This window comes from Providencia sp. wls1922 (assembly GCF_009706505.1).
In the GTDB taxonomy this organism is placed as follows: Bacteria; Pseudomonadota; Gammaproteobacteria; order Enterobacterales; family Enterobacteriaceae; genus Providencia; species Providencia lanzhouensis.
This window is the reverse complement of record NZ_WLUG01000078.1, coordinates 1-11,634: the sequence shown is the minus strand read 5'-3', so window position 1 is coordinate 11,634 and position 11,634 is coordinate 1. Positions and strand designations below refer to the sequence as shown.

Below are 11,634 nucleotides of genomic sequence, written 5' to 3'. Positions count from 1 at the left end.
CGAACTTATGCTGATTAATTTGCTCAAGCTGCGCCTTTTGCTCTGGCGTCAGTAACTGGTAAAGCTCGTGATGGATACGAGCCATCTCAACGCGTTCATCCAGTTCTTTTTGCAATTGTTTCTCAAGTTGCGCTCGGACAGCTTTATCATCAAAGCGATCCGCTATAATAAGTTTGTGTAATGACTCACGTTCTTGTATTGAAGCAACATTTTCACCATGACGGTGGCGCTGGGTAGCCATCAAGTCACGAAGCTGTTGGCGCTGTTTCTCACTCAACGTGATACCATTAAACATAAATTCACTGGCACGTTCGTCGCTATTTAATGATTCAGGGATCTGAAACTGAATAGCAATATGTGTGGTTTGTAGTGGCTGGTCCGGTTGCATTTGAAGCACTAATGATGGTTCATCATTAACACTACTTTCAGATGCTTCACCAAACGCAGCGACTGGCCCGAAAACAAATGCAGAAGCTAAAACGTATGCGGCTGTTTTATGTACTGAACTGTGTTTTGTTCTGTGTACTATTCTTTGCATTTAGATACCTTGTCTCCGAACGATGCTCGTGATTCAATGGAGTTAAATATACGCGGTCGGCTGCAAACTAGCGTCAGAGCATGTAAAAGAACGTAAAGTCATGGAAACGTGAAGATTGTTATCGTATTTTGGCAGTTGGAGGACTTAATTAATGCATAAAATCCTATTAGTTGATGACGACCGTGAACTCACGTCGCTTTTAAAAGAACTGCTGGAAATGGAAGGTTTCAATGTTGTCATCGCTTATGACGGTGAGCAAGCATTACAACAAATCGATTCATCCATTGACCTATTATTACTCGACGTCATGATGCCGAAGAAAAACGGTATTGAGACATTAAAAGAGTTACGCCAAATTCACCAAACGCCAGTCATTATGTTAACGGCGCGTGGCAGTGAATTAGATAAAGTGCTGGGCTTAGAGCTCGGTGCCGATGACTATTTACCAAAACCATTTAACGATAGGGAGTTAGTAGCGCGGATTCGTGCGTTACTGCGCCGCTCAAACTGGAGCGAGCAAACTCAAGGGGACAACAGCAACACCCCAACCTTACAAGTGGATAAATTACAGCTCAATCCGGGTCGTCAAGAAGCCAGCTTCGATAACGAAATCCTTGATTTAACCGGCACCGAGTTTACTTTGCTCTATCTATTAGCCCAGCATTTAGGGCAAGTGGTTTCAAGAGAGCATTTAAGCCAAGAAGTTTTGGGTAAGCGCCTCACGCCATTTGACCGTGCGATTGATATGCATATTTCAAACTTGCGCCGCAAACTTCCAGAACGCACCGATGGTCAACCTTGGTTTAAAACCTTGCGTGGACGCGGTTACTTGATGGTTTCTGCCACATGATCAACAGCTTAACAGCTCGAATATTTGCGATTTTCTGGTTTACCCTCGCACTAGTATTAATGCTAGTGCTGATGGTGCCTAAGCTCGACTCTCGGCAGCTCACCGTCCTGATGGAAAGTGAGCAACGCCAAGGGGAGATGCTTGAGCAACACATCGAAGCCGAACTCGCGCAAGCTCCAATGAACGACCTACTTTGGTGGCGACGGATTTCCAACGCCATCAAAAAATGGGCGCCCCCAGGGCAACGGCTGATTATCGTGACCAGTGAAGGCCGCGTGATTGGTGCGATGCCGAGTGAAATGCAGGTGATCCGCAACTTTATTGGTCAATCAGATAATGCCGACCATCCGAAGAAGAAAAAGTACGGACGCGCAGAAATTTTGGGCCCATTTTCTATTCGAGACGGTGAAGATCATTACCAACTCTATTTAGTTCGCCCTGCAAGCAGCCCGCAATCAGACTTTATTAACCTCTTGTTTGACAGACCATTTTTACTCTTGATTGCCACAATGTTAATCAGCGCACCGTTGCTATTATGGCTATCATGGAGCTTGGCTCGCCCTGCCCGTAAATTAAAAATGGCGGCGGACGATGTGGCAAAAGGTAACTTGCGCCCACACCCAGAGCTAGAATCGGGTCCACAAGAATTCTTATCGACGGGTAACAGTTTTAACCAGATGATCAGTGCATTAGATGGCATGGTCACTGCCCAGCAGCGATTGATTTCTGACATATCTCACGAGTTGCGCACCCCACTCACACGATTACAGCTAGCGACGGCATTATTACGTCGCCGCCATGGTGAGAGTAAAGAGCTGGAGCGCATCGAAACAGAAACTCACCGTTTAGATAGCATGATCAATGACTTGCTGGTTCTCTCTCGCAGCCAGCATAAAAATGAAATTCTTCGCGAACACATCAAAGCCGATGAGTTATGGGGAGATATTCTGGATGATGCAAGCTTCGAAGCGGAGCAAATGAACAAAACGCTGGATGTCACGTCGCACCCAGGCTCATGGCCGTTATATTGCAATCCATCCGCCATTGGCAGTGCGTTTGAAAACATAGTGCGTAACGCACTACGTTACTCAAACACCCATATTGCGGTTGATTTCAAAGAAGAAAATAACGGTATTTTGATTACTGTCGACGATGATGGCCCGGGTGTCAGCCCTGCTGACCGCGAGCATATCTTCCGACCGTTCTATCGCACCGATGAAGCTCGCGACAGAGAAACCGGTGGTACAGGGCTTGGCTTAGCAATTGTGGAAACAGCGATTTCCCAACATAAAGGCTGGGTAAAAGCTGACGACAGCCCGCTAGGTGGATTACGCCTACAGATTTGGCTGCCAGAACACGGTCGCTAATCTTACATTATGAAGGTCTTTGGTGCTTATATGCCAAAGACCTTTTTATATATCAGCCATATATTCCTATCTTATTTCGCCGAATATTCCCTACCAAACTCAACCTGCCTGATAATTAACTTATTCATATTCACAAACAGTGATGAAATTAGTGTCTCAAACATTTAATGATATTTGCCTATACGCGTTTACCACATATACTTGTAAGTAAGAAATAGCTCAGACAATTCTTATAAATATTATATTTCATTGATTATATCGTTATTCGAGTAATTACCTTTTCCTACACCACACGGGCGTGATCTATTTATATATTAATAACATACATCAAGTTACAGCTGTGATTATCATTATTTTTTATACTATCTAGCCGTATACATGCTTTTTCTTGACTATCAGATTAGCCCCTAAGTATAGATACCACTCAAACCAATATGCCACCCAATGTGAAATTAACAATTTTTGATAGAACTATATACTAATAACTCACTTAATGGTTTCAAAAAGGTGATCAGAAGATTACTGGCAAAGTAGCAATTTTTAGGCGCCTCACACCGATAGTCACTCCGATACTTTAGTGCTATTATTAAGGGCTTTTGATTGATTGTGCTTACGGCACGAGTCAACCAATAAAGGAAGGCTATCATAAGCAGCGTTTATTAATTGAGCAATTATGCAAAAAGTGCAGTATTTTCAATTAATAAACACTAAATTTTGAAATTCAATGGCGCTCTGGGACCCGATAACCCAGTGCGGTAGCTATGGGTTTTTTTTGGTTTAAAAGAATATCACTATCGTAGAACGATAAAATATTCACCCAATATTAACTCTTCTGACTTTAAATATAACTACTAATACAATTAAGATGTATCTTGTCAGATAAATACTCCAGCTTTTATAATATGCAAGAATAATATTTAAAATATTGTAATTAAATTTAGGTTTGAAAATGCCAAAAATTAAAGTACTGACTGTCTTCGGCACACGTCCTGAAGCCATAAAAATGGCTCCATTAGTGCATGCCTTAGCGAATGATAATAGATTTCATGCACGATGTTGTGTAACTGCCCAACATCGTGAAATGCTCGACCAAGTACTAGAACTATTTGAAATTGTCCCTGATTATGATTTAAACATAATGAAACAAGGACAAACATTAAATGATATAACTTCAAGGATACTACTAGAGTTAAAGCCTATTCTTCAAGATTTTGAACCTAACATAGTGCTTGTTCATGGAGATACCGCAACAACCTTTGCTGCAAGTTTAGCCGCTTATTATGAGCAAATTCCAGTCGGTCATATAGAGGCTGGACTAAGAACTGGGAACCTTTACTCACCTTGGCCGGAAGAGGCAAACCGTAAGCTCACATGTGCCCTTACCAAATATCATTTTGCCCCAACTGAAACTTCAAAAAATAATTTATTAAAAGAAAACATCAATGAACAGAATATTACAGTTACTGGAAATACTGTCATTGATGCTCTTTTCATAATACAAAGAAAAATTGAAACAAATTTAAAATTACAGGAAAACTTAAGCTTACAGTTCCCTTTTTTAGATCGCTCTAAAAAACTGATCCTTGTCACAGGGCACAGACGTGAAAGTTTTGGTGAAGGCTTTGAACGTATCTGTGAAGCTTTAGCTATCGCTGCAAAAAAACATCCTGATGTTCAAATTCTATATCCTATGCACTTAAACCCTAATGTTCGAGGCCCCGTCAATCAGATTCTTTCAAGTATTGAGAATATATATTTAGTTGAACCCCAACAATATTTACCATTTATCTATCTTATGACAAGAGCATATATCATCCTAACTGACTCTGGTGGTATCCAAGAAGAAGCACCAGCGCTGGGTAAGCCAGTTTTAGTTATGAGAGATACAACAGAGAGGCCGGAAGCAATTGAAGCTGGGACTGTTAAATTGGTTGGCACTGATGTTAATAAAATTGTAGCAAACATAGATACCCTTCTTAGCAATAATAAAGAATATGAAAAAATGAGCTTTGCCCATAATCCTTATGGAGATGGTTTTGCATGCTTACAAATATTGGAAAAGCTTGTAGAGAAATAACAATTAATATTTATTTATAAACCAATAGCTATAGACATGCTTAGGCTTCATTCAGTCCCGAAAAATATATAATGAAAGAGGCTTCATATGTAGCAGAAAATACCTAGAAAAATACATTACCAGCAAAGCTATGATATCTATAGTCGAAAGTAGTGGTCCTAGAATATTATTTTATATGCTATATCTTAAGCCCCTTATAGTACTAAGCAGATTTAGAGAGTGATATATATTAACTAAGGCTACCTATCTATCCTTAGTCTACTTAATCAGTAAGTAGTTTCAAATCAAAAAGAACTATTTAAAATAGTACGAGTATAGCAAACCAATTCTCATACTTAAAATATTCAGGTTGATGTTTAAGCAATATATCGAGTTAGAATAATAGAATTAATAAATGATTAGAGAAAAATTGTCTACTAATGAACTAAAGCTTCTTATACTTAAAGCTAGCACTGTTGCTATTGGTTTTATATTTGGCTTTATTCAACCTGCTATTTTCATACGCACATTAGGTGAAAATGAATTATCATACGTATTATTAATAACTGGACTTGCAACATATTTGGTATTTTTTGACTTTGGAATAAGTAAACCAGCATACGCTAGACTTAGGCAACGTTTTCTAGATAAAAAAAGATTAACAAAGGATGTTTCTTTATTATCTTTTGCAGTCTTAATCATGTTACTCGTTACATCCATAGTATTTACCACAATAACAATGTATAACTTTTACACCTATGGAAATTACAAGTTAAATCCTCTAGCGATAATATTTTTTAGTATCACGCTATCAATGACCGTTGGATTTAACAACCTTAAAATACCACTTTTAGCAAGTGAAAATTTCATTTATTGCCAAAAAGTTGAAATTTTCAAGTCCATCACATTTTATAGTGCTGCATTTTTCCTCTTTTATGATAATACATTCACCTTAACATCTATTGTTATGCTCAGCAGTAGTATCTTTTCCATTTATTTAATTTATTATAAAAATAATTATTATTTTAAAAGTAGTATGTTTTCATTGTTAATGCCTAGTACTATACTATCATCGATTAATAAGTTAAAAGTACTGTATTTCTTAAATTCTACTAGCTACTTAGTTTTTTCCGCATGTGAAGCCTTCATATATAATGCATCATATATATTAATCCCTATATTATTTGATAATAAAGAACTTATAACATTTTCTCTTTGGATGAAATTATTTCTAGGTGGAATCTTAATTTCTAAAATTATAAGTGAAACATTTATTCATCGCCTAACCCGAAATTTTCATTCACAGAAAAATGATACAGTTGAAGTTTTTCTAAAATTATCTTTTTTTTGTCTGCTCGTAGCAATTTTATTATCACTTACACTAACTATTTTTGGCAAAGAACTGTTAGCTATCTGGACCGCAGGAAAATACTCACTTAATGGGTATTATGTTTTAGCTTTTTGGTTTTTTTCCATAGGAAATGCCATTCAAAATCTATCAGGAACCATACTGTTATCAATAAATGGATATTTTAGCCTTATGAGAAAGGTAAGCATTCTAATCGCAATTATATCCCTTGCTGTGTATATAGTAGGTGCAATTTTTAACATTAACTACCCACTTGTATTTTTTCTTTCTTCTATTATCTATTTCTGTGGTTCGATATCTTATTATGTTAACTGCATGCGAGTAATTAAAAATGTTAATCCAATATAAAGGTGAAGGTACAATTAAATCCATTTCCACCGCTCTAAATAACCTTTTCAGAATAAATAAATATTATGATTTTAAAGGCATAGATTGGTGTGATATACACTTAGAAAGATATGAGGTCAGAAATATCGATATAGCTATTAGAGAAATAGCCAATAGCATAAATAAAAATGGTAAAGTAGTCTTAAATATCAGGTGTAAATATATCTTTGATAATAGTTTTTCAATGGTATTAATCAATCGTTTTTTTAGCATTCTAGAATGGCAAAGAAATAAAATAATTTTAATTAAGAACAACTATTTTTCTGATATAAGCATTGATAGTTGGACTTTTGGGATAATAACAGCAGGAAAAAGAAATGACTATATTAAAAAAATAGTTTCTAGTATAGAAAAGCAAAACATACCCAACTATGAAATAATTATTTGTGGAAATACAAGTCGTATTGAATTAGATTATAAAAGTAATATTCATCTTGTAGAGTTCAAGGAACAAGATGACCTTGGATGGATTACTCGAAAGAAAAATATAATTATAGAAAAATCGTCCTTTAAAAATATATGTATTCTTCACGACAGGTATGTTCTTTCAGATTCTTGGTACTCTGGTTTTCTTGATTATGGCGGCGATTTTGACGTTATCTCGTTACCACAGACATATAACGACCGACAACTACCATACTGGGTAGAAAATAGCGCTAATATCAACAATCCTTATGACATCAATGAAATAAAGAATGAAAAATATTGGTCCAAAAATTTATACATGCCCGGCGGAGCAAACGTTTTCAAAAAAAGTATCGCTGAATCAAATAAGTATAATGAAAATTTATATTGGCAGCAAAAAGAAGATATAGAACTCTCTAGAAGACATACACTAAACGGCTATATGCTTAGATTAAACAATAAATCATCTTTAGAAGCTTTATTTAGTCATTGGAAAGATCCAACTAAGCTTGGTCTTGCTATTAAGTTAATTAAAAAAAACATTTTAGAATTAAAATTGAAATTCAATGGATTTTGAGTTTAATTGAAAATATTATCCTAGCAAAGTTAATCAATACTCAAAAAACTACTGAGTAACATTTACTGAAGCGAGTACAATAATTTTTTAGAGCGTAGTTATAATCTATGTTTACGATGTGAAATAGACTTAATTAATGATATGTCCGACAACGCTATTATTAAAATTTATTATACTCAAAAAGCCAGTTATAATTACCCTATTTAAAGTATACATTTCACAATGTAGGTTTATAAATTTATTTATTCCCAAATTCAGTATAGGCCAATATCAAAAGAACACATAAAGGATAATCATGAAAAGTAAATTTATAATAATTATCAATAGACTCTACGAATTTGATGGTTCAAAGATTACAATTGGAGGAATACAAACATACCTAAAAGTCCTATCCACTATAATATACAAAAACTTTGGAGAAAAACCTTTAATTTACCAAATTGCAGAAAAAGAGTTTCGTATAGAAGAAAAAAATTATATTGTTATTGGTGTTGAAAGTAAAAATAAAAAAATAAAAGATGTTTATAATAATGTCAAAAAGAACAATGACCCTATTAACACTATATTAATTTGGGGTTCTGATCAATACAGTATTAAATGCAATATATTTAAAAGTATTAACATACAACATGGTATTGCTTTCGATACTGAGGCTATTGAATCTCCACTCAAGAATTTCATAATTAAATTTGGAGGAATGATACCTTATAAATTTCTTCAACGATTTAAAGCACAAAAGTTGGTTCAAAATTCTAAATATACTGTTTGTGTTGATTATAACTTCACAAACTGGATTAAAACGTATGGTTCAAACCGTGCATGCGACATGAGCGTAATACCTAATTTTACTGAAATACCTAATACCATTCTTCCCCCTATAGAACAACGACCATTGAATTTAATAATAGCAAGAAGATTTGTACGCCGTAGAGGCATTGATTTAGCAATTGAAGCATTAACAGTATTGTTAAGAAAATATCCAAAATTAACAGTTACTTTTGCTGGCAATGGGCCGGACAAAGATAAAATAGAGAATTTAAAATCAAAATTTAAAATGCAAGTTATAATTACAAGTTTTAAATCTGAAGATAGCATTCAGTTTCATTCAAATTATAAGTTTGCACTAATCCCCTCAATAGGCTCTGAAGGTACATCTTTATCACTATTAGAAGCCATGGCTGCAAAATGCATTCCAATCGCTACTAGCGTAGGAGGAATGACTAATATTATTATAGATAGATATAATGGTCTGATGGTAAAGCCAGAGGCAAATGAAATAATTGATGCTGTTTCTAGCGTAATAGATGATCCTATACTATCAAAAAGACTTTCTGATTATGCATACTCCACTGTAGAGTATGGCTTCTCAAAGTCTCTCTGGGAAGAAAAGTGGGTAAAACTAATTAATAAAGTTATATTAGAATAATCATGAGAAAAAATAAATTTAGAGATCAACTTGTCACATTTAGCTATTTTCTTGTTCTTTACATACCAAGCATGAAATATTTATTTTTTTCCAGTCTAATTAACATATTTTCCACTGCATTACTTATATTCAGTATAATCATCTCAACTAACAAAATTATAATATCAAAATCTAGATTTTTTGTGGTTTTAATATTTGTTACTTTTATTTTTACACAATTACTTAGTGGATTTAATGCCGACATATCTTTAGAAATTCAAGATATTTTTAAATATATTTCATTAATAATCGTTGTTTCAAGCATAGGGTTAATTTATCAATTTATAAGAATGGATAAGCTCCATATGTATATTATATCTTGGTCTAATATTCTACTAATTCTGTATGCAACTGGTATTATATCTCCATCAGGAGCGGGGGAGTTGAGTTATTTAATCCTATCAATGCAATTGGGAATAGGTTTCTGCGCTGCAATTTCACTCGCAATTTTATCTAAAAAATTAAATATTTTTTATTTAGCTAATGCAATAATTTTATTGCTTACAATTACGACCTTAGCAGGTAGAACATCGATAATTATATCTGTTATAATTCTAGTTTTTTCATTCTTATTATATATTAAAAATAACTATAATGAGAACAAAGTCAAAGCTTTCTGTTTTTTATTTATTTTGCTTATAGCTTTAATTATCGCATGGCCTTTTATACTTAATAATGTACTGAATGAATATTTTTTATATAAACTTGGCAATATGTTTACCTCCGGAGATTCTAGGTTTGATATTTATTACACATCAGCTAATTTAATTTATGATAATTGGCTAGGAATAGGCCTGCATAAATATAATACTATTTTAGGCATCTATCCACATAATATTTTTATAGAAGCAATGTTAAATGCTGGAATTATATCAGGGTTATTACTATTGATTTTTGTTGCGATATGGTTTTTTTTATTTATACGAAATCTTTTCTACTGTAAAAAAGAGGATGTCTATAAAGTATCAATTAGCCTAATCTCATTATTTTTATTTATTTCCTGGAATACTTCGAATAATATTACAAGTGCTTATGTTCCATTCTCAGCCATGATTCTGTTAATAATGATAAGTATCAAAAAAGAAAAACAAAATAACCAAAGTAATTTATCATAAAGCATTCGACTATAATGAGGTACTACCTTGACTAAAAACCAGACTAACGAGCTAATATCTATTGTTATTACCACTAAAGATAGGCGTGATTTTTTATGTAGGGCCCTAAAGAGTATTATTTCAAGTACAGTCATCCCTAAAAATATAGTTGTAGTTAATGATGGTGAAAGCATAGAAAAAGATTTTTTATATCCAGAAATACCTTCTGGAATTGAATTAATATTAATTAATAATGAGTACTCTAAAGGTGCAAACGCTAGCAGAAACATTGGAATTAATCTCTGCCCCACTGATATTGTTTTTTTATTAGATGATGATGATGCTCTAACTAAAACATCAATTGAAGATAGATTTACCATTATGAATAAATCTCCTGATACTGTATTAACTTTTACTGGTGTAAATTTTGTATATTCAGATAACTTAGATTGTATTATTCGTTCATCACTACCATATAATTTATCAACTGATAACTGCTCTAGTACAGAGACCCTTTTTAAAAAGGGAAATATTATTGGTTCGACTTCCCGAGTTTGTATTCGTAAAAATGCTTTTCTACAAGCAGGGCAATTTGACGAAAGTCTTAATTGTTTGCAAGACTATGATTTATGGATTCGAATGTCAAAACTAGGTAAACTTGCCAATGACAAAAAAACAAATATCTTATATACAATTCATAAGGATGGTCAGCAAATTAGTTCTCAGTATCAAAAATACTTAGAAACTGGACTCACTATTTATAAAAAATACCAGATTAATATTTCCAATTTAAATCTAAAGAAACAATTTTTATCTCAAATATATCTACGGGTTGCCATTATAGCATCAAAAATTTCAGCCCACGATAAGATCAAATATTGTCTATTATCACTATCCAACAAAATAAATTTCAGAGCCTTATTACTTTTAATATTACCTAGTGTAATTATAAAAAGAATTCATCCTTACAATTAACTACCTTTCTCTATAAGTCAGTTAATGATTTAAAGATGAGAACCCATGATTATAATTAGAAAATAGTACTTTTCATATTGAATCATCCCCAGCATAGCTTGAGAGGCAAGTTTGAAAATAGCAATCGCAGGTACCGGCTACGTCGGTCTGTCTAACGCCATGTTACTATCCCAACATCACGAAGTGGTGGCGGTCGATATCATCCCTGAAAAAGTGGCGATGCTTAACAATAAGCAATCTCCGATTATCGATACCGAAATCGAACAGTTTCTAACGGAAAAACAACTCAATTTCCGTGCAACCGAAGATAAAGTCGAAGCCTATACAGGCGCGCAATACGTGATTGTGGCGACCCCGACAGACTACGACCCGAAAACTAACTACTTCAACACCAATTCTGTGGAATCCGTTATTCACGATGTGAACAAGCTGAACCCAGAAGCAACCATTATCGTCAAATCCACTATTCCAGTGGGCTTTACGAAGCATCTGCGTGAAGAGTTTGGTTACACCAACGTGATTTTCTCCCCAGAATTCTTACGTGAAGGTCG

General features: G+C 34.2%; 9 protein-coding genes and 1 pseudogene. 9 read left to right on the top strand and 1 reads right to left on the bottom strand.

Annotated features, from left to right (window positions below; translation table 11 throughout):
- On the bottom strand, positions 1 to 538 hold a 538-nt coding region (locus GKR71_RS07810; RefSeq protein WP_154634106.1), incomplete at its 3' end, for a Spy/CpxP family protein refolding chaperone.
- A gap of 151 nt (positions 539 to 689) precedes the next feature.
- Here GKR71_RS07810 and cpxR point away from each other — a divergent pair.
- The 9 genes and pseudogenes from cpxR to GKR71_RS07765 form a co-directional block, all read left to right on the top strand.
- Complete coding sequence (gene cpxR / locus GKR71_RS07805; RefSeq protein WP_006660535.1) at positions 690 to 1,388, top strand: envelope stress response regulator transcription factor CpxR; 699 nt, start codon at positions 690 to 692, stop codon at positions 1,386 to 1,388.
- Positions 1,385 to 2,755 (top strand): envelope stress sensor histidine kinase CpxA, encoded by a 1,371-nt coding sequence (gene cpxA, locus GKR71_RS07800; protein ID WP_036950809.1) that lies wholly within the window; start codon positions 1,385 to 1,387, stop codon positions 2,753 to 2,755. The genes cpxR and cpxA overlap by 4 nt, the downstream gene beginning before the upstream one ends.
- Positions 2,756 to 3,713: 958 nt before the next feature.
- Positions 3,714 to 4,832, top strand: a complete 1,119-nt coding sequence (wecB, locus tag GKR71_RS07795) for a non-hydrolyzing UDP-N-acetylglucosamine 2-epimerase (protein ID WP_336431408.1) — start codon at positions 3,714 to 3,716, stop codon at positions 4,830 to 4,832.
- 394 nt (positions 4,833 to 5,226) lie between these two features.
- Positions 5,227 to 6,528, top strand: a complete 1,302-nt coding sequence (locus tag GKR71_RS07790; protein WP_154634104.1) for a hypothetical protein — start codon at positions 5,227 to 5,229, stop codon at positions 6,526 to 6,528.
- Positions 6,512 to 7,549: a glycosyltransferase family 2 protein gene (locus tag GKR71_RS07785; protein WP_154634103.1), complete on the top strand. Its 1,038-nt coding sequence runs from the start codon at positions 6,512 to 6,514 to the stop codon at positions 7,547 to 7,549. Before GKR71_RS07790 ends, GKR71_RS07785 begins: the two co-directional genes overlap by 17 nt.
- A gap of 295 nt (positions 7,550 to 7,844) precedes the next feature.
- Entirely contained in the window at positions 7,845 to 8,975 is a 1,131-nt protein-coding gene (locus GKR71_RS07780; RefSeq protein WP_154634102.1) for a glycosyltransferase family 4 protein, read from the top strand.
- Between the two features lie 2 nt (positions 8,976 to 8,977).
- Positions 8,978 to 10,129 carry an O-antigen ligase family protein gene (locus tag GKR71_RS07775; RefSeq protein WP_154634101.1) on the top strand — a complete coding sequence of 384 codons (1,152 nt, stop codon included), beginning with the start codon at positions 8,978 to 8,980 and terminating at the stop codon, positions 10,127 to 10,129.
- Between the two features lie 27 nt (positions 10,130 to 10,156).
- Complete coding sequence (locus GKR71_RS07770) at positions 10,157 to 11,083, top strand: glycosyltransferase family 2 protein (RefSeq protein ID WP_154634100.1); 927 nt, start codon at positions 10,157 to 10,159, stop codon at positions 11,081 to 11,083.
- Between the two features lie 111 nt (positions 11,084 to 11,194).
- Positions 11,195 to 11,634 (top strand): annotated as a pseudogene (locus GKR71_RS07765) (UDP-glucose 6-dehydrogenase); the annotation flags it as partial.